Below are 21155 nucleotides of genomic sequence, written 5' to 3'. Positions count from 1 at the left end.
GGGGCGGGTGGGCCTAAGACCTTCGTCACGCGAGTCGGAACCGGCGTCAAAAGGGCTATGAGTGGCCACCCGGTAGTGGGGCGTATGCGCCTGCGCTGGGTGTTTGTACTCCTGTTGCTCGTACCCCTCACCGACGCCCTGTTGCTGGTCGTCGTCGCCGACGCCGTCGGCGCGCCAGTCACCGTCGCACTGGTCGTCCTCACCGGCCTCGTCGGAATGTTGCTGGTGCGAGCGGAGGGCCGCCACACCGTCCGGCGGCTACAGGAACGACTCGCCACGGGCGAGGTACCGACGAAAGAGCTCATGGATGGCGGACTGTTGATCGCCGCGGGCGCCTTCCTGCTCACGCCGGGACTCGTCACCGACGCCATCGGCTTCCTGCTCGCCGTACCGCTCACTCGGGCACCCATTCGAGCCGTCCTCGACCGAGTCGTCGTACGACCGTACCTCGACAAGAAAAGCGGGGGATTCGTCACCGGCGGCGTCTACACCGGTGGCTTCCCCGACGACGACGACGTGTACGACGTCGACCGCGGTTCCTATCGCGTCGACGACGAATAGAACGCGAACGGAAACGCTTAAACGACCGACCACGCAAGCAACTGATGCGCTCACCTGGGCCAATAGCTCAGTCAGGTTGAGCGCTCGGCTGATAACCGGGAGGTCCGCGGTTCAAATCCGCGTTGGCCCACTCGGATTCCACCCGGAATCTGTCCGGGCCGGAACCCACGCGCAACCCTCCCCAGCCACCTCATTTCGGCACTTTCACCCTTTCGAGAGAGGGGTCTATCTCGGCAATGAGTGTTTCGAGCGCGAGCAGGTTCGCCTGCTCGTCGTGCGCGGTCCCTACGACCGCGACCTCGATGGGAAGGGTCGAGCGTGAGCGACACGGACGAACGCTCCGCCGGGCGGAGCGACGAAAAGTGTGCGAGAGCGATTGGTGATGACCCTCGATCCGGAAACCGCAGAATGAGCGTACTCGTCGTCAGCGATCGCTCGCTCTTCGAGTTTGACCCGCTCTGCGGGTCCGTCGTACGATTTGTCGTTAGAGACGATACTCGGATTCGACGAGTGAAGCGCATCGAAGGGCGTCAGTCCCTCTTGTGCGACGTAACTCGCGGCGGCCAACATCGTCTCGGCATCGCCGCGAACCTCCAGCAGTTCGACGGCGTTCGCGACCGGCAGGAGTTCGATGAGGGAGAACTGCGATGTCCACAGCCCGTTTCGATGCTCTCGAGACACCGCCTCGGCCGACTCGCCGAGCCAACCGTCGGTCTTGATGAGCGCGAGCAAAAAGTCCGTCCCGCCGTCCACCTACGATCCGGCCTCGTCCAGCGCCTCCTCCCGACCGCTCGCGCGACGTTCTCGGCTTTTGTCCACGTCTTCGAACTCGTCCCGGAGGGCCACGGGCGAGTCCCCACGATAGTCAGTTATTACCCACACCGTGCAGAACGGCCAGTGAATCGCGTCCGGACTACGGCGACTCCTCGGAATCGAACCACGGCGCGTCGGGGTCCTGCGGTTCGTCGGGGACGAACTCGGGGACGAACTCGGGGCCGATGCCGAGTTCCCGAAGGTCTTCGTCGGTCACGGACTCGCCAATCTCGCCCGTGTGGAGTGCCACGGCCTCATCGAGCATCTCCAGGGCCTCCTCGCGTGTTTCGCCCTGGCTGGCGACGTTCGACTCCTCGTCGATTGCCGACCAGCCACCCTCGTCCACCTCGATGAGGCGGAGTTCGCGCCCGGTACTCATACTCGGGAGTAGTGGGAGTGCGCCGATAAGCGTTCGGAGGCGGACGTCTACGGGTTTCGAGAAACGGACCCCGACGATAGGGCGTCGGGTCCGCACGGGCTTCCGTATCCTAAGCGGAAGCCATTCCGAAGGAAGGGCCCAGGATGCTTCAACCCTCCGTACGAGTGGCCCACTGGACGGCACGCGCAGTACTACACTCGTCGCACTCCTGTCGGTCGAAGAGGTTCGTAAAGCGGTGCAAAAGCGAGGGTATCGACGGTCGAGACACGCTTCGCCTCTCGGCCACAATCTTCTTGTCATGATATATCATACCATAGTAGTAGAGAGGTGATGGGATAGTCTATCGACCACCAACCATAGCGACATGCCAAAGTACGTCCAGTCCCCGATCACGCAGCCCGCTTCCGTTTTCGCGCCAGCTTTTTCCGTGTGTTTCGGCAGCGACTCTCGACGTCGCTCGCCGAACCGGCGCCGCGAGCCGCGAACCCCGAACCGTTAACTCGACCGACCCGAACCGACGTGACCATGAGCGCGGTACTGACGAGCATCGTGGCGGACGTGGCCTACGACCTGCGGCGGCTCCACGGCTTCTGGATGGCGCTCGCCTTCCCACAGCTTCGGGATTCGCATCCGGTCGCCGCCCGGTGGACGCCGGAGACGACGTGGGAACGAGTGACGTACCGGCTCTGGGCACTGCTGGGAAGCGTGGGCCTGCTCGTCGGCTATCCGCTCGCGGTCCTCGGCCTGCTTATCCGATTTCACGTTCGACGGATCGACCGAACGACGACGCGACTGGGCGCGGTGGGGACCGTCGTCCTCGCGGTGCTGGTCTGGGGGGCGTTGACCGCGCTCGCACGCGTCCAGTTCTCGACCGAGGGCTTTCTCGCCGTCGCCGCCGCGGGGACAGTCGCCGTCGTCTCGACGATACTGGCGCTCCTCTTCCGGCGATTCGGTGGGCGCCTCACCACCGTCGTCGTCGCGTACCCATTCGCAGTGATCGCCGTCTTCCTGCCGCCGGTGGTGGCCGCGCTCTACTCGCCGACGCTCGCCGCCGCAGTCTTCCCCCGTAGTGAGACGTTCGCCGTGTGGTTGCTCGACACCGTCCTCACCTACCGCGGGGTGAACACCCTGCTCAGGCAGCGATTCGAACTCGTCGGCTTCGCCTACGTCGGTATGTGGGGAGCGCTCGCGGTGCCGGTGGGATGGGTGCTGGGGGTACTGGTGACGCTCGCGAACCTCGTGCGTCCGAGCGGGACCGGTGACGACGCCGACGACGAGTCGTGACCGAACCGAAGATGGACACCTCCAAGGGGTCGCGGCGACTGTCCCGTGTGTGGTCATCATCGTGACCTGCCGGGAGTGTGGTCGTGGCTACTCGCGTACTCGCTTCGTCGGCGAACCCGACCGACACGGGGCGCGCCCGATTCAGTGTCCGAACTGTTACGCGTATCTCGGGCGGACGGAACAGGGATCGGAGTCGTAGCGCACGGACGGGCAGGCGGTGAGTCGGAACGACGGGTATTCGACCACCACCGACGGCTCGAAAGTAAGAGGAGGGCGATCGGATTACGCTCGTTTCGCTCCCCGAGTCGAATCTAGGCGTTTCGAGCGAACGACTCCCGCCTCGCTGCGCTCGTCGGTCGGGGTCGTTCGCTCGAAAAGTAGCGGGAGGTAGATTTGAACTACCGATCTCCGGGTTATGAGCCCGGCGGAATCTCCTGGCTATCCCATCCCGCTACCAGAGCGTACCGGCGAGGCGGCGTTAAGGGTTTTGAAATCGTGACGGCCCGCTCACCCCGGTCGGCCGGGTCGGCGTCGTCGCACACGTGTGCTCGGTGGGGCGAGGAGTCGATGGGGGGCGCCGAACCATTAATGAGACTCCGTGACGCACCGTGGGGTATGGTCGAAGCGTTCGTGAGGCTGATGTGTCCCGAGTGTGGGAAAGATTGGGAGTCCGGGCCGACCGAACTGCCGGGTCATCGGAAGAACTTCAGCTGTCCGGCGTGCCACGCGACACGCCGCCTCGCGGAGTTTATGCGAACCGAACGCGACCTCGAACTCGTCAAACAGTTCGAGTGATCACAGCTCCGGAACGGACGAAAGCGCACCGCAGGCGTCACACTTCAGGACGGTCGCGCCGCGTTCCTCGACGAGCCGAGTGTCGGGTGATCCACACTCCGAACACGTCACGAACGCCTCGACGTACTCGTCGAGGGCGTCCGCCACGCGCGACTGTTTGAAGTCGCCGGTGAAGCGGGCGCGGCCCCGGTCGTCGATACTGGCGCTCGTGCCCAGTTCCGACTGGAAGAACTTGAGGAGGTGGTCGCGCTCCCGGTTCAGTCGGTCGTGGGTCTCCCCGAAATTCTCGTAGATAGTGACGTTGCCTTCGGGCCGAACTGCGGGATCGGGGACCTGAAATCGGTCGGCGGAGTCGCTTATTTCCGGCGTTTCGGTCAGCGCCCGGTCGAGACTGTCGTCGTAATCCATGTGCCCATCTGACAGCCGTGGCGACTAAAACGTTTCAGAACGGGATCGGCGCAAATGCTCCCGTATCGGCCCCGAGGCGCATGTTAACTCCACTCAAGATAATAATATAACCTTCCACTCGCTATGGATGGTTGTTATGAAGAAGCAGGAGCTCATTCACCTGCACGGCCTTCTGGCCGAGGTAGAGAAACAGTGTGCAGCATGGCACGACGACGAAATTGACCTGACGGCGTACGAGCAGATGGGGGTACGACCCACATCGATCCACAAGTCCAAGACCGACCACAAGGCGGCTGTTTTCAAACTGGCGAACGGAATCACTTCGTCCTTGGACACGTCCGAGGAGCGCGTCGCTCCTCACGCGGACTGAACTCGAACGTACGGCGCAGTCTCCTGATGCAGGCCCAAATCGACGAGCGGCAGCGCCGGGCGACGATCACTCGTCGACGAGCTCCTCGAACTCGGGGATGGGGTCCTCGTCTTCGGTCTCATCCTCGTCCACCGTCTCGTCCTCGTCCACCGTCTCGTCCTCGTCCGCCGTCTCGTCCTCGTCGTCCTCGATCGGTACGACCGAGAGGATCGTGAGCGGGACGTTCTCCAGACGTTGCCCGATCTCCTTGCGCGCGATGCGGGAGGCGTGTTCCTCCTGTTCGACGTTGAAGACCTTCATCTCGAGTTCCAGGGCGACGAGCGCCTCGTCGGCGGCGATAAACGCCGGTGGGAGTTCCTCGCCCGACGGTGACGTCCGGGACCCCATGTCGATCTCCACGTAGTTGAGATCCGGGTTCAGCATCTCACCGGTCTTGGCGATGCCGATCCGAATCGCCTCGTCCGGGGTCTCTACATCGTACACCGGAACCGCTGCCTCGACGACGACTCGACAGTCCATACCACACAGAACTTGTACTCCCACCGTCATGAACCTTCGCCCGCGGCTCGCCGTTGAGGGCCGGAACGTCGCCGCCCCCCGCCAGGCAAACCAGTTGAAGTAGTATTCAAGTCGATATCAACAGAATCCAAATAGAAGCCCTTCAACTGCATTTCAGTGCCCTATTGAGAATATATACTTGAGCATCGGAACAACTAATACGCTCTCGTTGGAGGACACGTACACGATGGATCAAGGGACGGAGCGCCTCCGGCGGTATCTCGATGACGAACTCGAGGAGTGTCGCAGCGAGGATGTGGAACGACGGCTCGACGAACTCGGGACGCTCGAGGCGGCCCTCGGAACGGCGCGGGTCGAGACCGAACTGGACGTACTCTCGGCGCTCGCCAACGAGACGCGCTACACCCTCGTTCGGGTGCTCGTGGCCGCGGGTGAGGAACTGTGCGTCTGTGAGTTGAACGCCGTCGTCGACGTGAGCGAGAGTGGGCTGAGTCACGCCCTCTCGGCGCTCGTCGACGCCGACCTCGTCGAGGGCTGGAAGGAGGGTCGGTGGAAGAAGTATCGGGCGACCAACCGAGCGGTGGCCCTCGTGACGGTGCTCGACGGGAGCGTCGGCGATGAGTAACGCCCACGAGCACGGCCCCGACTGTGGCTGCGAGAGCTGTGGCGACCCGCGGTCGATGGACTTCCTCGATAAGTATCTCACCGTCTGGATCTTCGGTGCGATGGCCGTCGGCGTCGGCCTCGGCTTCGTTGCACCGTCGGTGACGGCACCGATCCAGGAGTTCCACCTCGTCGAGATCGGGCTGGTAGCGATGATGTACCCACCGCTCGCGAAGGCCGACTACTCGAAGCTCCGGGCCGTCTTCAGCAACTGGCGCGTCCTCGGCCTGAGTCTGATCCAGAACTGGCTCATCGGCCCGACGCTGATGTTTGGTCTGGCCGTCGTCTTCTTCAGCGGCCTCGTGCCCGGCCTACCGGCCCGTCCGGAGTACTTCCTCGGTCTCGTGTTCATCGGGATGGCTCGGTGTATCGCGATGGTGCTCGTCTGGAACGAACTCGCCGAGGGATCGACCGAGTACGTCACCGGCCTGGTCGCGTTCAACAGCCTCTTTCAGATCGTTACGTACGGCGTCTACGTCTGGTTCTTCGGACTCTTCCTCCCGCCGCTACTGGGGATGGAGGCACTCGTCGCCGGCATCAGTACGTTCGACGTGACGCCCGCACAGGTGTTCCGCGCCATCGTCGTCTTCCTCGGGATTCCCTTCGCCGGCGGCTTCCTCACCCGCTTCGCCGGCACCCGCTGGAAGAGCGAGGAGTGGTACGACGAGGAGTTCGTCCCCCGGATCGATCCGCTGACGCTCGTCGCCCTGCTCTTTACTGTGATCGTCATGTTCGCGACGCAGGGCGAGAACATCGTCGCCGCGCCGGCCGACGTACTCCTGATCGCCATCCCGTTGACAGTGTACTTCGTCGTGATGTTCCTCGTGAGCTTCGGGATGGGGCGGGGCATCGGCGCGGACTACTCCACGACCACCGCTATCGGCTTCACCGCCGCCTCGAACAACTTCGAACTGGCCATCGCCGTCGCCGTCGCCGTCTTCGGCGTCGGCTCCGGCGTCGCCTTCGCCACCGTCGTCGGCCCGCTGATCGAGGTCCCCGTGTTGCTCGCCCTCGTCAACGTCGCGCTCTACTTCCAGCGACGGTTTGACTGGGAGAGTCCCACCGGCGCCGACGCCACGACGTCCGAACGACCCTCCGACGACTGAAACCATGTCCACCGACACCACCACGCCGACTCGCATCGCCTTCGTCTGCGTCCAGAACGCCGGTCGCTCGCAGATGGCCACCGCGTTCGCCGAACGCGAGCGCGAGCGCCGAGGGCTCGACGACCGGATCGAAATCCTGACCGGCGGTACCCACCCCGCCGAGGCGGTCCACGACGTCGTGATCGACGTCACGAACGAAGTGGGATTCGACCTCTCGGGACGGACGCCTCGCGAGATCAGCCCGACGGAGCTACGGGCCTGTGACTACGTCGCCACGATGGGCTGTTCGACCCTCGACGTGGACGAAATTCGGGACGACGTCGAGGTTCGCGACTGGGCACTCGACGACCCACACGACGCCGACGTCGACCGCGTTCGCGAGATCCGTGACGAGGTCGAACGCCGGGTACAGGCGCTGTTCGACGACATCGAAGCCACCGAGTGACCGCTCACTCCCCGCCGGCCCGGAGGTAGTAGAAGACGCACGTCTGGGCGTAGCCGGCGTACTCGCCGCCGAAGCGCTCGCGGATCGCCCGGGAGGTCTCCGTGTACGAGCCACGATCACAGTCGGGATAGTGATCCGCGATGGCCGACCGAATCCACGTATCGAGGGGCACCGCCTCCAGATACCCGAGCGAGAACAGCAACACGCAGTCGGCCACCTTGTCACCGACGCCGACGAACCGCGTGAGGTACTCGCGGGCGTCCTCGTAGCCGCGGCCGCGGGCCGCTTCTGGCCGGGCCTCGCCGTCGGCGACCATCTCCGCGGTCCGTCTCACGTAGGGGGCACGATAGCCGAGTTTCAGTTCCCGGAGGTCATCCTCGGTGCGGGCGGCGAGTTGCGTGGGCGTCGGGAAGGCGTGATACGTGCGTCCGTCGACGGTGAGCGTATCGCCGTACTCCCGGGCGAGCGCCCGTTGCATCCCGTGGATGCGCGACACCCGCATCTGCGCCGAGCAGATGAAGGAGATCAGACAGGGAAAGGGCGGGTCACGAACCAGCCGCATCCCCCGATACGCCCCGTAGGCACGCGCCAGGAGCGGGTCGTCGGGCGTCGCGCCGAGGATGGCGTCCAGGTCGTCGTCCAGTCGGAGCAGGTGCGTCAGCAGGGGAACGGCGTCGGTCGTCGACTCCCACTCCAGGGTCCCCGCGGTCTGTCGCACCCGAAGGGCGGCCCGTTCGTTGCCGACGGCGTCGATGGGCGGGACGACCGTCTCGTACCAGGCGTCGCCACCGTGGGCAGCCATCCGTTCGTACATCCCGCCGTCGGGCCGGTCCCAGAGGTAGCTCTGACCGCTCTCGACGGTCGCCTGTAGGTCGAAGGGCCCGTCGAGGCCGTCGAGCGGAATGGCGCCGCGTTCCATGCCACGGGGTTGGGCCGGCGGGGTTTCCCGGTTTCGTTTCTACTCCTCGTAGGCCGCATCGAGCGGCGGACGGTCGATGCCCCGGTCGGCGCGGTAGTCGGCGGCGACGGCGACGACGGCGACTCCGACGAGTTCCCAGAGGAGGAGCGCGGGAACGACCGTCGACAGCGGGTCCCGGACGAGGACCGACTCGTCGACGCCGGCGAGGGTGGGCGCCCAGCGCGCGAAGCCGAGGCTGGTCGCCGGATCGAGGGAGAGGCTGCGGACGAGGACGACCCCCGCAGTGGCGAGTCCGAGGCAGGCGACGACGACGAGGGCGGACGGGGGCGGACGGAGCCGACACCGGCGATAGAGCGTGGGGCGGAGGAAGGGGAGGAGACCGACGGCGACGGCGACGGCGGCGTACGTGAGGAAGATGCCGGCAACCGAGAGGTAGAGCGCGTAGCCAACGACGTCGAGGACGACGACGGCGCCCGCGAACAGGCCGGTGACGGCCAGGGAAGGGTCCAGCAGGCCGGAGGGAGCCGAGCGGTCGAGTCCGGGCACCACCTCGGCGGCCCCACGGAGCGTCCGGACGGGGAGCCACACCGCCGCGAGCGCCGCACCGACGCCGGCGAGGGCCGTCCCGGGAACGAGGAGGAGTCGCGGGTCGACGCCGAATCCGCTGGCTGCGGCCTCCGTGAAGGGCGCGGACGCGAACACCAGTCGTGGCCAGGGGATGACGCCGAGTGTCACCAAGGCAGCGAGCGTCGCGACGGTCCCGGCTACGAGGACCGCCACGAGCAGCGCCCGCGGGACGGTCCGCCGGGGGGAGGCCACGAGCGACGAGGTGGCGGCGCCGGCGTCGAAACCGGCGAAACCGAACAGCGTAGCGACCGTCGCGGCGCCGAGAGCGACCAGCGGTCGCTCGCGGAGGGGCGGCGTCGGCAGGAGCGGCTGGAAGTTCTCGGGCGCGGCCGCCATCGCCCCCCCGACGATCATCCCCAAGAGGAGGACGAGCGTCGGGCCGGTGACCCACAGTTGCGCGCGGCCGGCCGCCGCCGGACCGACGGCGTGAAGACCGACGAGGGCGACGAGAACGACCAGCGTAGCGGGCGTCGACGGCAAGGAGAGGGCGGACGCGACGGCGTCGCCGAGGGCGGTCACGAGGGCCGCGAGGATGGCGACGTAAGCGCCGACCGCCGGCCACGCGGCCAGGAATCCGAGCGGACGGGAGCCCAGCGTCCGCGAGACGGCGGCGTAGGCGAGGCCGTCGCAGTCGGCGAGCGGGCTAGACAGGAAGACGGCGTAGGCGACGGCGAGCGAGCAGACCGCGAGCGTGCCGGCGAGGTAGGTTACCGGGGTGGCCGGTCCGCCGAGGTTCTCGACGCCGCTCGGGAGCAAGAACACGCCCGTCCCCAGCGGGATCGCGAGGGCGACGGCGACGACGTGGCGGGGCGCGAGCGGACGAGCGTCGGACACGTCCCCCGTGGAGTGGGGCAGCGAGAAATAGCTTGTGCGGCCGGGTGAAAACACGCGTTCGACAGTATTATTCCGTTCGTCCGACTTCCTCCGGGTATGAGTGAGATCGTAGTGACGCTTCCCGACGGGTCGGAACTCTCCGTCGCGGAGGGGTCGACGGTGGAGGACGTCGCCTACGAGATTGGGCCGGGCCTCGGGCGCGACACCGTCGCGGGCGTCGTCGACGGCGACCTCGTCGACAAGGCCACGCCCCTCGAAGACGGCGCCGACCTCGTCATCGTCACCGAGGACAGCGACGAGTATCTGCGCGTGTTGCGCCACTCGGCGGCACACGTCTTCGCGCAGGCACTAACGCGACTGCATCCGGAGGCCAAACTCGCCATCGGGCCGCCGACCGACGACGGCTTCTACTACGACGTGACGAACGTCGACCTCGACAGCGAAGACCTGGCGGAAATCGAGGCCGAAGCCGAGACGATCATCGCGGCGGACCTCGACATCGAACGTGCGGAACGCCCGCGCGAGGCGGTTCTCGAAGAGTACGCCGACAACCCCTACAAACGGGACATCCTGAACACGGAGGCCGCGGGCGAGGACCCCGTAAGTGTCTACCGACAGGGCGAGTTCGAGGATCTCTGTCAGGGCCCCCACGTCGAATCGACCGGGGAGATCGGCGCGTTCACGCTTCTGAACATCTCCTCGGCGTACTGGCGGGGCGACGAGGAAAACGACACCCTGACGCGGGTGTACGGAACGGCCTTCGCCGACGAGGACGAGATGGAGGCCTACCTCGAACGCCGACGCGAGGCCGAGGAGCGCGACCACCGGAAACTCGGGCAGGAACTCGACATCTTCTCCATCGACGACACGACGGGACCGGGCCTGCCGCTCTATCACCCCAACGGCAAGCGCATCCTCGACGAACTCGCCGCCTACGCCCGCGACCTGAACCTCGATGCGGGGTACGAACCCGTCGAGACGCCTCACCTGTTCCGGACGGAGCTCTGGAAGAAGTCGGGCCACTACGAGAACTACGTCGACGACATGTTCCTCCTCGACGTGAACGACGAGGAGTACGGCCTGAAGCCGATGAACTGCCCGGGTCACGCGACCATCTTCGACCAGCAATCCTGGAGCTACCGGGATCTGCCCGTCCGCTACTTCGAGGACGGCAAGGTCTACCGCAAGGAACAGCGGGGTGAGCTATCGGGGCTCTCCCGCGTGTGGGCGTTCACTATCGACGACGGCCACGAGTTCGTCCGCCCGGATCAGATCGAAGACGAGGTGACGCTCGTGATGGACAACATCGTCCGCGTGTTCGAGACGTTCGGCCTCGACGCCGAGGTCGCGCTGGCGACCCGGCCGGAGAAGTCGGTCGGGAGCGACGAAATCTGGGAGCGTGCGGAGTCACAGCTCCGGTCGGTGCTCGAATCCCGTGACATCGAGTACGACGTCGAGGAGGGCGACGGAGCCTTCTACGGGCCGAAAATCGACTTCGCGTTCGAGGACGCCCTCGGGCGCAAGTGGGACGGGCCGACCGTCCAACTCGACTTCAACATGCCCGAACGGTTCGACCTCACCTACACCGGCGAGGACAACGAGGACCACCGGCCGGTGATGATCCACCGCGCGCTCTACGGCAGTTACGAGCGGTTCCTGATGGTGCTCATCGAGCACTTCGACGGAAAGTTTCCGCTCTGGCTGGCGCCCGAACAGGTTCGGATTCTCCCTGTCAGCGACGACAATCTCGGTTATGCGCACCGACTCGCGAACGAACTCGACGACTTCCGGGTCGAAATCGAGGACCGATCCTGGACCGTCGGCCGAAAGATCCAGCAGGCACACAGCGACCGCGTCCCCTACATGCTCGTCGTCGGCGACGAGGAGGAGGCGGCCGGCACCGTCTCGGTTCGGGACCGGAAAGAACGGGAGCGAAAGGACGTCGACCGCGAGGCGTTCGCCGAACAGCTCCGCGAGGAACGCGACGAGAAGCGGATCGAACCGGACTTCTTGGACTGACGGTCGAGTACCACATCACACGGACCGTCGTAACTGGTTCCCGGCCGTCGCCGTCCGCGAGGTGGCGGCGGGAACTGACTCACGACGGTCCGGATCAGAACATCGCGCGATTCTCTTCGTCGACGAGGTTCGGGAGCCGATAGCGGTGGTCGGTGGCGAACTGCCGTTTCGCGGCGGCGGTCGTCGACACCGGCGTCGCCGTCTCGGACGTCTCGTCCTGCCATCGGCCGTCGGTTAGTGTCGGAGCGGTGCGTGTGGATTCGGTCGCGGGCTGCTGGTGTGTGCTCATTCGGGAGGTGACTGCGGACGGTCGAACGTCGGTACCTGTCGATGGAGAAGGGGGGAGTCAGTCGCGTACAGGTACGACGTTCGGATGCATCGGTTACGCCGACGACCGTATTCCTCATAAAAGTTCCTGTCTGATCGGGGCGGGGTGGCGACGCCACACGCCAGTGCGGACCCTCGATCACACCGTCCAAGTCGGTTAGTCGCCGTAGATCCGGATCCAGCCGTCGGCGGCGACCGCCACCCGGTACGTGCCACACCGGAACGTCGCGCGTTCGGCCCCGCCGGACGTACCGGGCGTCCCGAAGAGCGCGCGGTCCAGCGCCTCCACGTCGACGCAGTCGTAGAGTGGTGGGATGGACACGCCGTCGGTCGGGACGTCCTCGATGGCGGCGATGGTGCGGACGATGGCCGTGGAGAGTTCGCCGCCGTCGCCGGGCTCGTAGCGGCGCCGAGCGAGCGGGGACGGATCGTCGCCGGTCCGGTCGTCGGCGGTCATCGACCGCGGCCGTCCCCACGCGGTCGGTCCAGGCGTCCGGGCGCCGCGCGGACGGACGGCGAGCCGTCGGGCACGTTCGCGGCCGGACGTCGAGTAAGGGTGGTGCCGGCCGGCGATTCGTTCGGGTCCATACCACACCAACGCGGACCGACGAGTTAATTCTTCGTTCGGCCGCCGCCCTTTGTAAAATTCCGTGTGTCCACACTTCGGACAGCCTGTCTCCTGATCGACGAACACCGAGAGGTCTACCCCTCCCCGTCGTTCCGGACCGTCAGTTTCGTGTCGTCAGGTTCCGCGTCGTCGAGCGACGTTTCGCACCGCCTGTAGAACGACCACTCCGCGGACGCCCTCGTACCGCACTCCGGACAGTAGACGGTAGCAGGTCGTCCCGAGTCGCTAGCGTCACCGTCGTCGCCGTCTTCGAGAGTCGTGTGTGACACGTTGCCACGGGAAGGAACTGTGATCCTCCGGACTGTCACTGGCGATGTTACGCTTAATTAAGTGAAAAATAGTGTAGGTTGATGCCAGTTCGCGTGCGTAGTGGGTTCAGGGGGACACCCACGTTGGCCCATGGCTTCGACGACGATTCCGTTTTCGACCCCAGCAAGCCCCTGTCTCCCCCACTCGTCCCCTACGTCGATCACGAACAGCTGCTGGATGAGCTGGGGAGGCGTTTCGAGGTTCTCACCTGGAGGTCCACTCACACAATGGAGGGACGATAATGCGTAAGAAAGAGTACATCCACATTCACGCGCTGCTCGTAGAAGTCACACGGCATTTGATGGAGAACGAAGAGATGCCAGCTGAGACACTGTCCACCTACGACGCACTCGGTACGCCCCCGTCGGGCATCCACAAGTCGAAACAGAAACACGCCGAAGCGATCACCGCCCTCAACGACGCCATCGGGCCGTGGCTCGAACACACGTGCGCTGATCGTCCCGTGCGTTCGAGGAATGGGCCGTAGTAGTTAGTTCCTCGTCGCCGATAGCGACCATCCGGTCTTGGACCCCCTGTCGTGACCGTATTGACGCATCTATTCCCGACCGGACCGTTCAGAGTGATCGGTCGAGGTTGCGAACGAGCCAAGCGATGGTGAGTTCGCGGGACTGCGTCCACCATCGTCGTGACCGTACGAACGCACCGGACCTTCGATTGAGTGTTGAGTGACTCCGTTGTCCGAATACGGGGGGAGGATCGCTTTGAGCCCGCTCGGAGTGAGTGAAAACCCGTCGAAGACGGAGCGGGCCGGGAGGGAGTTGAACCACGGTCGGACGTACTCGCTTCGCTGCGCGCGCCCTCCCTGGTTCAACTCCGTCCTGCCGGTTCCCGCACCGCCTCGTTGTCACTCGGCGGTTCAGTGCACGGGCCGGGAGGGAGTTGAACCCCCGACCGACGGATTAAGAGTCCGTCGCTCTACCTGACTGAGCTACCGGCCCTACGCCATCCGCTATCCGTGGCCCGGATAAAGGCGTTTCCCTTCGGACCGGTGAGGAAGGGACGAGGTTAAGTGAGACGCCTCGATACGTCGGGTTACATGAGTAACGCGGCGCAAGTCTCGACGATGTCTTCGTACGCGATCCTCGGCTGTGGGAGCGTCGGTCACGCCGTCGCCGAGGACCTCGCGGAAGATGGCAAGAACGTGCTGATCCTCGACCGGGACGAGAGCCGCGTCGAAGCGCTCCGCGACCAGGACCTCGACGCCCGCCGGACCGACATCCGCGAGGACGAGGTGGCGGACCTCGTCGCCGACCGCGACGTCCTCCTCATCCTCGCCTCGGACGTCGAAGCGAACAAGGCCGCGGTGTCGACCATTCGCGAACGCGGCGGCGACCAGTTCATCATCGTCCGGGCCTCCGACCCGGTCTCCGAGGACGAACTCACCGAGGCGGGCGCGGACGTGGTGATCAACCCCTCGCAAGTGATCGCCGAATCGGCGCTTCGCGCGCTGGAGACGGGTGAACTGGAGTACAAAGCCCAGCAGTTGGCCGACATCCTCGGCGACGGCGGCGGCGGCCGACTCGCCATCCTCACCCACGACAACCCCGATCCGGACTCCATCGCCAGCGCGGTGGCGCTACAGGCAATCGCCGACGCCCACGACGTCGAGGCCGACATCCTCTATCACGGCGACATCGGCCACCAGGAGAATCGGGCGTTCGTGAATCTGCTCGGCATCGAACTCCTCCCGCTGTCGGAGGTGGCGGATCTCGACGACTACACCCTGGTCGCGCTGGTCGACCACATGAAATCGGGCGACATCGGCCTCGAAACCGGCGTCGACATCTTCATCGACCACTACGAACCGGAGTCGGAGTACGACGCCGAGTTCATCGACGTGCGGCCGAACGTCTCCTCCACCTCCACCATCCTCACCAAGTACATCCAGGAGTTCGACCTCTCGCCGAGCGAGGCGGTGGCGACGGCACTCCTGTACGGCATCCGCGCCGAGACGCTCGATTTCAAGCGGGACACCACGCCTGCGGATCTGACGGCGGCGGCGTACCTCTACCCCTTCGCCAACCACGACACGCTGGAACAGGTCGAGTCGCCGTCGATGTCGCCGGAGACCCTCGACGTCCTCGCCGAGGCCATCCAGAACCGGCAGGTACAGGGGAGCCACCTCGTCTCGAACGCGGGCTTTATCCGCGACCGGGACGCCCTCTCGCAGGCCGCCCAGCATCTCCTGAACCTGGAGGGCATCACGACGACGGCGGTGTTCGGCATCGCCGACGACACCATCTACCTCGCGGCACGGTCGAAAGACATCCGGATCAACATCGGCAACGTCCTCGACGACGCGTACGGGGACATCGGCGAGGCGGGCGGTCACTCCACGCAGGGAAGCGTCGAGATTCCGCTCGGGCTCTTTACCGGTATCGAGGCGAGCGAGGACAACCGCGACACGCTCCTGTCGCTGGCCGAGGAGGCGGTGCGGAAGAAACTGTTCGACGCGATGGGTGTCGAGAGTAGTGCGAGTGAGGCCGGAAACGGCAGCTAGGCGACGACTTCCTCGTCTTCGTCCTCGTCTTCCAGCCGTTCGACCACGTCGTTGATGAGGATGACGTCGCCGACGGCACGGACCCAGCGGTAGGGGATCATCACGCCCTTGCCGGCCTCGATCCGGCCCGCGAACAGTTCCTGACTCAGTTCGCCGAGCGCGAGTCCGGTGACGGACTGCTGTCCCAGGTCGAGACGGACGTCCTCGACTTCCCCGACGAAAACCCCGTTGTTCGAATACACCTCGCGCCCGACGAGTGTCGTAATCTCCTGTGGCGTGCCGTCCATATGCACTCCCTGTTCGTGACGGGTCTTAATAGTTCGCGGATGGCTGCGAGCGTGACGACTCTCGGCCGTTACGGCGCGATCAGTTCGATCGGGTGCTGTGTCGGCCGGGTGAGCAGGGCGTCCAGCTGTTCGAGACAGGAGGTGCCGCTCGCGACTACCGTCCGGTCGCGGGTCTCGGGGGTCGAGAACTGCTCGGCCAGGTCGTCGCCCACGTCCATACTCAGTTCGTAGTAGGAGTCCTTGTAGCCGAAGGAGCCGGCCATCCCACAACACTCCACGTCGGAGGTGACCACGTCGTAGTCGAGATCACCGAGGACGGCCGTCGTGTGCGCTTCGAGTCCGAGCGTCCGCTGCTGGCAGTGAGCGTGGTACGCGATCTCCCGGCCCTCCCCGCCGCGGAGGGCGTCGGCGTCCGCACCGTTCTCCAGCAGGCCGTAGACGTACTCCATGATCTCGTAGCTGTTCTCGAGGAGGCGTTCGGCGGAGTTTTCGGCGAGGAACCGGTCGTACTCCCGGTCGAACATCGCGAGGTCGGACGGTTCGATCACGACCACGTCACGCCCGGCGTCGATGTGTTCGGCGAGGTGGCCGTACACGTCGTGTGCGTGCTCCTCGGCGGTGGCGATCATCCCCTGCGAGAGCGGGGCGCGACCGCTGGACCGAATCGGGGGCACCCGCACCGAGACGCCGAGGGCCTCCAACGCGCGAACCGCCGCCTTGCCGCGTTCGACTTGGACGTGGTTGGTGTAGACGTCGGGGTAGAGGACCACCTCGCGGGTCGGGTCGGCGACGGTCGAGACGCGGTTCTGGACCCAGTCGACGAGGGTCTCGCGCTGGAATTCGGGGAGGTCGCGGCGGGCGTCGACGCCGGCGACGCGTTCGAGTGCCCACCGGGCGGGCGCGGTGTCGGCGATCCAGTTGGAGACGGGCGCGGTCGCGCTCCCGAGTTTCGCGAGCGTCTCGAAGTTGCCGAAGAGGCGTTTGTCGAGGTCGAGACCGCCGGGTTCCTCGTCCGGCGTCAGCCCCTCGACGAGGAAGTCGTAGCCTTCGGGTTTCCGTCCGCGGTTCACCCGGTCGCGCACCACCGTGTTGATCCACGGAATGTCGATCTTGGTTGGACAGCCGTTGACACACCGCGAGCAGCCGGTACAGAAGTCGTTGAACTCGGCGGCGGTGTCGAGGCCTTCGATTCCCGCCTCCCAGCCGGTGCCGATGCCGCCGGAGTACGTCTCGCCGCCGAAGGCGTGGCCGCCGACGTGCTGGAAGTTGGCACAGGAGTTCGCACACTGGCCACACCGGATACAGTACAGCGTCTCGCGGAGCTGGTCGTCCTCTCGCATCGCCATCCGGCCGTTGTCGACGAGTACGAGGTGGAAGTCGCGGTCCGAATCCCGCTCGGAGAGGGGCGTCTCGTCGTCGTCGAAGTCGATGGTCGGGGAGTCGACCGGCGGGGTGAGCAGGGAGACGTAGGCCGTGAGGTCCTGCCCCGTGCCCGAGCGCGCGAGCAGTTCGAGGAACGGTGAGAGGTCGTCCGTCGAGGGGACGACTTTCTCCACGCCCGCGACGGCGACGTGCGTGTCGGGCGTGACGGCGCACTTCCGGGCGTTGCCCTCGCTGGTGACGATGGCCATCGTCCCCGAGTCGGCAGTGATGAAGTTGGCACCCGTCATCCCCACGTCGGCGTCGCGGATGAGTTCGCCGAGTCGCTCGCGGGCGAAGGAGGTGAGTTCGTCGGCCGTTTCGGGTGGGTCCTCGGGGTCGAACACCGTCTCGAACAGGTCGGCGATGCTCTCCTGGGAGCGGTGGATGGCCGGAGCGATCAGATGTGAAGGCGTCTCGTCGGCCAGTTGGACCACCCACTCCCCGAGGTCCGTCTCCACCACGTCGACGCCGTCTTCCTGCAGGGCGTCGTTGACCTCCAGTTCCTCGGTGGTCATCGACTTGCTCTTGACGACGCGCTCGGCGTCGTTCTCCGCCGCCACGTCCCGGATGTACCGGTTCGCGTCCGCGGCGTCGTCGGCGACGTAGAGGTGCCCGCCGTTGTCCTCGACGGACTCGCGCAACTGCTCGATCAGTTCGGGCAGGCGGTCGATGGCGTCCTCTTTGATCTCTCGGACGCGCGTGCGGAGTTCCTCGTAGTTCTCCAGACCGGCGACCGCCTCCTGGCGCTTCCGGTTGAAGCCCTTGGTGTTCTCCTCGATGGCGGGACCTTCGGTCGCCATCAACCGCCGGATCTCGGCGGCTTTGTCGCCTCTACCCTTACTCATCGAGCATCACCACGTGGACCGCCTCGGGACCGTGCGCGCCGAGGACGAGTTTCCCCATGTCGGCGGTGGCACTCGGACCGGTGGCGACGATGGCGCTCGCATCGGTCTCGCGGGCGGCGTCGCCGAAGCGGTCAAGCGCCTCGGGCAGGTCGGGGAGCACGTCGCCCGCGCGGACCACGGGGACGTGGAGTTCGGGATAGAGGGAGACGGGTTCCGCACCGTCGGCGGTGGAGGGCAACAGGACACTCCCGTAGTTGGCTACGCCGAAGGAAGCGGGGGTGACGCCGGTCGCCGCCCGCTCCAAGTCGGCGGGCGTCGGATCGACCGTCACGCAGTCGGGGTACTCGACGTCGAAAGGGAGGGGGACGCCGACTGCGGGGTCGCGGACGACGTCGTCGAGAGTCGCCGCGAACTCGCCGACCGTCGTCCGGGTGAGGTCGACCCCGAGTTCGTCGAGGGCGTCCTCGAACGTCGACAGCGTCGGATTCGTAGTCGTGGTAGCCATATCCACGGGTTTGGCACGCGGTGGCTTTGTAGCTTCGGTCCCGGACCGACCGCGGTCAGCGGAACGGACGGGTGCGGTCGGCGGCGGCGACGGTGCCCGTCGCGGCTCGCTTGGCACGGGTAGATTTGATCACCGCGTACGCCTGTACGAACGCGTACCCGATCCAGAGCGCGTACCCGCCGGGAGAACTGCCGACGACGCCGACGGCCGTCCCGAGGGTGTCGAGGCCCGCGGCGGACGCCGTCTCGCCGAGCAGGAGAACCGAGAAGTAGCCGTAAAAGCCCGACGCCCACCAGAGGGAGACGACCCGTCCCCAACCCGGCTGGAGGTGTTCGGGCAACCGGGTCGTGTTGACGAGGAGCGTGAGGACGGTGTAGGGCCACATCATCACGCCGGAGAGGGCGGCGCCGACGACGAGGAGGAGGAAGGGACCGCGGGTGCCGAGCGGCGCCGAGAAGAGCAGGATGACGATCACCCCCCAGAGGGTGAAAGCGGTGAGCAGCCACCAGAACAGCCGGGAGAGGTCCCAGCCGGCGTCGCGCGCGAAGGCCTCGTAGACGGCGTCGGCGGAGTTGCGGACGAAGGACTCGACGATGGCGTACTCCGTGGTAAAGAGCGCGACGAACAGGAGGACGAACACCAACACCGCCCCGAGGCCGCCGAGCGCCGGCGCGATTTCGTCGAGCCACATCTCGAGGGCGTTCGCCCCGGTTCCGGGGGCATAGCGGTTGGCGACGGCCATCAGCACCGTCGCCACCAGCAGGAGGCCGAGGACGAACGTGAGCAAGTGTTCGACCTGAATCACTCTCCACCATCCCCGCCAGCGTCGCAGGTTCAACGCCGTCGGGCGGAAGGCGAACCCGTCCCGCTGTATCGGTTCGGGGTCGTCGCCGGAGAACGGGTTGTGGACCCGGCCCTGATAGTTACCCATCGCGTAGCCCTTCTCGCGGACCCAGAGGCTCTGTGAGAGGTTGAGGTAGCCGCCGGCGCCGGCGAAGGCGAGGCCGCCGAGGAAGACGGCGACGTCCATCGCCGGCGGAAGCGTCCCGATCCCCCCGAGCGCCGACGGCAGGTTGCCGAGTTCGAGGAGCGCGCCGCTGACGGCGGCGAGGACGACGGCCGTGGCGATGGCGACGAACAACAGGCCGATCTGGAACGCCTCGACGGCGTTGTACATCACCGACGACATCTGGTAGGAGAGCCAGATCAAGAGCATCAGCCCGACGGCCAGCGGTTTCCAGGCAGGCAGTCCGAGGATCGTCGATCCCGCGACGCCCGTCGCGGTGGCGGCGACCTGTGCGGCGCCGGCGGCCCACCCGGGCCATCCGAGGCTGAGGAGACCGGCAACGAGGAAGACCCACGGCCACGCGCGGTGGACACGGACGTAGGAGCGAAAGACGCTCTCGCCGGTGGCCAGCGTCCAGCGCTGGAGCTCCGTGTTGACGAAGAACTGGGTGAAGACGCCGACCCAGAACGCCCAGTAGATGGCCCAGCCGTGGCGAGCGATCAGTCCCGGCCAGAACAGCGTCTCGCCGCTGCCGAGCGACGCGCCGAGCATGATCGCACTCGGACCGACGACGTGGCGGACGCGAGGGACGCGCGGCAGTTCGGCCAGCCGGAAAGCCCCGCCGGTCCCGCGGTCCGGATAGTCCGCCGTCTCCGGCGCGCGATCGAGGTCGTCGTAGGGCAGCGGGCAGTACCAGGTCCCCCGGTACTGGCGGCCTTCGACTTCGGAGGCGTACACCGGACCGTCGGCGTCCGAACCCGGGCCCGAGTTCGGGGAATCGGTACGCCCGTCGGGTGGGTCCGCGCCGTCGTCAACCACGGGCGGAGGTGAATCCGCGGGGCGTCCGGCGGTCGCTGGGCGTCGGCGTACGCATTGGGAACGGTGGAACTCGGGAGCGCCCCGAAAAAAAGGGACCGGTCAGTCGCCGCCGAGGAAGTGCCAGAGATGCCCCCGTTCGGCCGGCGGATCGACGCCGGGAAGACCCTTCAGCGCCGGTTGGATGGCGTTCCACCACGACTCGGCGGACTCGTAGCCGGCGGGGTGGTCGTGGTAGACGTCACGGAGGAAGTCGGCCTTCTTCGCTTCGGGGTTGGCCGCGAGGTAGTCGTAGGCGGCCGAAAGCGCCGCGCGCCGCGCTTCGAGCGTCGGTCCGCTCCCGGGGAGGGACGCCTCCTCGATGGCGTTGGCGACGGCGAGGGGTCGGCCGTCGTCGCCGTGGTCGTGGTCGGTGCCGCGCTCCATCGGAACCCACCAGACGCGGCTCCGAGCACCGACCTTCCGCGTCTTCAACCGCCCCCGGTCGACGAGCGTCTCCAGCTTGTTGTGGGCCGTCCGGCGCGAACAGTCCACTGCCTCCATCACGTCGCTCGCGGTGAGGGGGCGGCCCAGATCCGTCCGCTCGTCGAACACCTCCAACACCGCCTCCGGAGGGATGCGGTCGGCGTACTGGCCGTCGTCGTTCCGGGGACGACCGTCCGGATCACCCATGTCGGAGTCCACTACACACGAGTACAAAAGCCTTTGCAGACGTATACATCCGAACACACACGAGTGTACTTGCCA

Annotated in this window: 22 protein-coding genes, 3 tRNA genes and 2 pseudogenes; 11 read left to right on the top strand and 16 right to left on the bottom strand. The window is 66.2% G+C overall.

The annotated features are described in order from the left end of the window. Nucleotides 1–84 precede the first annotated feature (84 nt). Nucleotides 85–561 carry an FxsA family protein gene (locus tag V8686_RS06590; protein WP_379703162.1) on the top strand — a complete coding sequence of 159 codons (477 nt, stop codon included), beginning with the start codon at nt 85–87 and terminating at the stop codon, nt 559–561. 56 nt (nt 562–617) lie between these two features. Next, a tRNA-Ile gene (locus V8686_RS06585) sits at nt 618–691 on the top strand. 311 nt (nt 692–1002) lie between these two features. On the opposite strand, the pseudogene V8686_RS06580 reads toward V8686_RS06585, so the two are convergent. Beyond that, nucleotides 1003–1314 (bottom strand): annotated as a pseudogene (locus V8686_RS06580) (hypothetical protein); the annotation flags it as partial. Between the two features lie 160 nt (nt 1315–1474). Beyond that, entirely contained in the window at nt 1475–1753 is a 279-nt protein-coding gene (locus V8686_RS06575; RefSeq protein ID WP_379703161.1) for a type II toxin-antitoxin system HicB family antitoxin, read from the bottom strand. Between the two features lie 525 nt (nt 1754–2278). Between V8686_RS06575 and V8686_RS06570 the strand changes: the two genes are divergently transcribed. After that, a complete protein-coding gene (locus V8686_RS06570) occupies nt 2279–3037 on the top strand; it encodes a hypothetical protein (protein ID WP_379703160.1) in 759 nt (252 codons plus the stop codon). Nucleotides 3038–3415: 378 nt separating this feature from the next. Here V8686_RS06570 and V8686_RS06565 read toward each other — a convergent pair. Then, nucleotides 3416–3490 (bottom strand) — tRNA-Met (locus tag V8686_RS06565). Between the two features lie 162 nt (nt 3491–3652). On the opposite strand from V8686_RS06565, the gene V8686_RS06560 reads away from it, so the two are divergent. Then, nucleotides 3653–3832 carry a DUF7836 family putative zinc-binding protein gene (locus V8686_RS06560; protein WP_379703159.1) on the top strand — a complete coding sequence of 60 codons (180 nt, stop codon included), beginning with the start codon at nt 3653–3655 and terminating at the stop codon, nt 3830–3832. Here the strand turns inward: V8686_RS06560 and V8686_RS06555 are convergent, their stop codons facing one another. Continuing rightward, nucleotides 3833–4240 (bottom strand): translation initiation factor IF-2 subunit beta, encoded by a 408-nt coding sequence (locus V8686_RS06555; RefSeq protein WP_379703158.1) that lies wholly within the window; start codon nt 4238–4240, stop codon nt 3833–3835. Between the two features lie 136 nt (nt 4241–4376). Here V8686_RS06555 and V8686_RS06550 point away from each other — a divergent pair, with 136 nt between their 5' ends. Then, complete coding sequence (locus tag V8686_RS06550) at nt 4377–4610, top strand: UPF0058 family protein (protein WP_379703157.1); 234 nt, start codon at nt 4377–4379, stop codon at nt 4608–4610. Between the two features lie 66 nt (nt 4611–4676). Here the strand turns inward: V8686_RS06550 and V8686_RS06545 are convergent, their stop codons facing one another. Further along, complete coding sequence (locus V8686_RS06545; RefSeq protein WP_379703156.1) at nt 4677–5129, bottom strand: DUF555 domain-containing protein; 453 nt, start codon at nt 5127–5129, stop codon at nt 4677–4679. Nucleotides 5130–5355: 226 nt separating this feature from the next. Here V8686_RS06545 and V8686_RS06540 point away from each other — a divergent pair, with 226 nt between their 5' ends. Genes V8686_RS06540 through V8686_RS06530 form a run of 3 tightly spaced genes read left to right on the top strand, consistent with a single transcriptional unit; the run spans nt 5356 to nt 7343 of the window. After that, nucleotides 5356–5754 carry an ArsR/SmtB family transcription factor gene (locus V8686_RS06540; protein WP_379703155.1) on the top strand — a complete coding sequence of 133 codons (399 nt, stop codon included), beginning with the start codon at nt 5356–5358 and terminating at the stop codon, nt 5752–5754. Beyond that, nucleotides 5747–6898, top strand: a complete 1152-nt coding sequence (gene arsB, locus V8686_RS06535; RefSeq protein WP_379703154.1) for an ACR3 family arsenite efflux transporter — start codon at nt 5747–5749, stop codon at nt 6896–6898. Before V8686_RS06540 ends, arsB begins: the two co-directional genes overlap by 8 nt. Nucleotides 6899–6902: 4 nt before the next feature. Then, the gene (locus V8686_RS06530; RefSeq protein WP_379703153.1) at nt 6903–7343 is read left to right on the top strand and encodes an arsenate-mycothiol transferase ArsC; all 441 of its coding nucleotides are present in this window, start codon (nt 6903–6905) and stop codon (nt 7341–7343) included. Nucleotides 7344–7347: 4 nt separating this feature from the next. On the opposite strand, the gene V8686_RS06525 is transcribed toward V8686_RS06530, so the two are convergent. Together V8686_RS06525 and V8686_RS06520 are read right to left on the bottom strand one after the other, a co-directional pair. Then, on the bottom strand, nt 7348–8262 hold the full coding sequence (locus V8686_RS06525; protein ID WP_379703152.1) for a DNA-3-methyladenine glycosylase family protein: 915 nt from the start codon (nt 8260–8262) through the stop codon (nt 7348–7350). 39 nt (nt 8263–8301) lie between these two features. Beyond that, the gene (locus V8686_RS06520) at nt 8302–9723 is read right to left on the bottom strand and encodes an APC family permease (protein WP_379703151.1); all 1422 of its coding nucleotides are present in this window, start codon (nt 9721–9723) and stop codon (nt 8302–8304) included. 96 nt (nt 9724–9819) lie between these two features. On the opposite strand from V8686_RS06520, the gene thrS reads away from it, so the two are divergent. Beyond that, nucleotides 9820–11742, top strand: coding sequence for a threonine--tRNA ligase (gene thrS, locus V8686_RS06515; protein WP_379703150.1), 1923 nt, complete (start codon nt 9820–9822; stop codon nt 11740–11742). A gap of 94 nt (nt 11743–11836) precedes the next feature. On the opposite strand, the gene V8686_RS06510 is transcribed toward thrS, so the two are convergent. Continuing rightward, nucleotides 11837–12031 carry a hypothetical protein gene (locus V8686_RS06510; RefSeq protein WP_379703148.1) on the bottom strand — a complete coding sequence of 65 codons (195 nt, stop codon included), beginning with the start codon at nt 12029–12031 and terminating at the stop codon, nt 11837–11839. A gap of 195 nt (nt 12032–12226) precedes the next feature. Further along, nucleotides 12227–12526, bottom strand: coding sequence for a HalOD1 output domain-containing protein (locus V8686_RS06505; RefSeq protein WP_379703147.1), 300 nt, complete (start codon nt 12524–12526; stop codon nt 12227–12229). Nucleotides 12527–13247: 721 nt separating this feature from the next. Here V8686_RS06505 and V8686_RS06500 point away from each other — a divergent pair. Next, nucleotides 13248–13493: a UPF0058 family protein gene (locus V8686_RS06500; RefSeq protein WP_379703145.1), complete on the top strand. Its 246-nt coding sequence runs from the start codon at nt 13248–13250 to the stop codon at nt 13491–13493. An 88-nt stretch (nt 13494–13581) separates the two neighbouring features. Here the strand turns inward: V8686_RS06500 and V8686_RS06495 are convergent. Further along, nucleotides 13582–13713 (bottom strand): annotated as a pseudogene (locus V8686_RS06495) (IS5/IS1182 family transposase); the annotation flags it as partial. Nucleotides 13714–13891: 178 nt separating this feature from the next. Next, nucleotides 13892–13965 (bottom strand) — tRNA-Lys (locus V8686_RS06490). A gap of 98 nt (nt 13966–14063) precedes the next feature. Here V8686_RS06490 and V8686_RS06485 point away from each other — a divergent pair. Beyond that, on the top strand, nt 14064–15527 hold the full coding sequence (locus V8686_RS06485; protein ID WP_379703144.1) for a DHH family phosphoesterase: 1464 nt from the start codon (nt 14064–14066) through the stop codon (nt 15525–15527). On the opposite strand, the gene V8686_RS06480 is transcribed toward V8686_RS06485, so the two are convergent. The 5 genes from V8686_RS06480 to V8686_RS06460 all read right to left on the bottom strand — a co-directional run bounded on the left by V8686_RS06480 (nt 15524) and on the right by V8686_RS06460 (nt 21080). Continuing rightward, nucleotides 15524–15814 carry a PRC-barrel domain-containing protein gene (locus tag V8686_RS06480; RefSeq protein ID WP_379703143.1) on the bottom strand — a complete coding sequence of 97 codons (291 nt, stop codon included), beginning with the start codon at nt 15812–15814 and terminating at the stop codon, nt 15524–15526. The genes V8686_RS06485 and V8686_RS06480 overlap by 4 nt on opposite strands. A 68-nt stretch (nt 15815–15882) precedes the next feature. After that, nucleotides 15883–18081 (bottom strand): LUD domain-containing protein, encoded by a 2199-nt coding sequence (locus V8686_RS06475; protein ID WP_379703142.1) that lies wholly within the window; start codon nt 18079–18081, stop codon nt 15883–15885. Continuing rightward, nucleotides 18074–18586 (bottom strand): LUD domain-containing protein, encoded by a 513-nt coding sequence (locus V8686_RS06470; protein WP_379703140.1) that lies wholly within the window; start codon nt 18584–18586, stop codon nt 18074–18076. Before V8686_RS06470 ends, V8686_RS06475 begins: the two co-directional genes overlap by 8 nt. Before the next feature lie 55 nt (nt 18587–18641). Next, a complete protein-coding gene (locus V8686_RS06465) occupies nt 18642–20411 on the bottom strand; it encodes an Nramp family divalent metal transporter (protein ID WP_379703139.1) in 1770 nt (589 codons plus the stop codon). A 99-nt stretch (nt 20412–20510) separates the two neighbouring features. After that, nucleotides 20511–21080 (bottom strand): ArsR family transcriptional regulator, encoded by a 570-nt coding sequence (locus tag V8686_RS06460; protein ID WP_379703138.1) that lies wholly within the window; start codon nt 21078–21080, stop codon nt 20511–20513. Nucleotides 21081–21155 lie beyond the last annotated feature (75 nt).

The organism is Haloplanus litoreus (genome assembly GCF_045690335.1).
Classification (GTDB): Archaea; Halobacteriota; Halobacteria; order Halobacteriales; family Haloferacaceae; genus Haloplanus; species Haloplanus litoreus.
This window is presented reverse-complemented; position numbering and strand designations above follow the sequence as displayed.